Here is a 316-nt window from a genome sequence, read left to right on the forward strand (position 1 = left end):
CAGCAAGCCTCACAGCTTGCCTTCAGCCACTTACACAACGCTCCCCTACCCAGCAGACATCCTTAAAACCACTTACTTATCTTTATCTCCTCACATCTCTCGACGTTTCGAAAAACGCTTTACCAGCAGGTGACAAAAAACGTCACGTTGCTGTTAGCTTGAATAAACAAATAATCTTAAGTGATGTCTGCTGCCGCAGCTTCGGTATATTGCTTAGCCCCGTTACATCTTCCGCGCAGGCCGACTCGACTAGTGAGCTATTACGCTTTCTTTAAAGGGTGGCTGCTTCTAAGCCAACCTCCTAGCTGTCTTAGCC

1 rRNA gene is annotated in these 316 nt (G+C 47.5%); it reads right to left on the reverse strand.

Going from position 1 to position 316, the window contains the following annotated elements:
* Positions 1 to 316 (reverse strand): 23S ribosomal RNA (locus FM019_RS20740); the annotation flags it as partial.

The organism is Aliiglaciecola sp. M165, assembly GCF_007197995.1.
In the GTDB taxonomy this organism is placed as follows: domain Bacteria; phylum Pseudomonadota; class Gammaproteobacteria; order Enterobacterales; family Alteromonadaceae; genus Aliiglaciecola.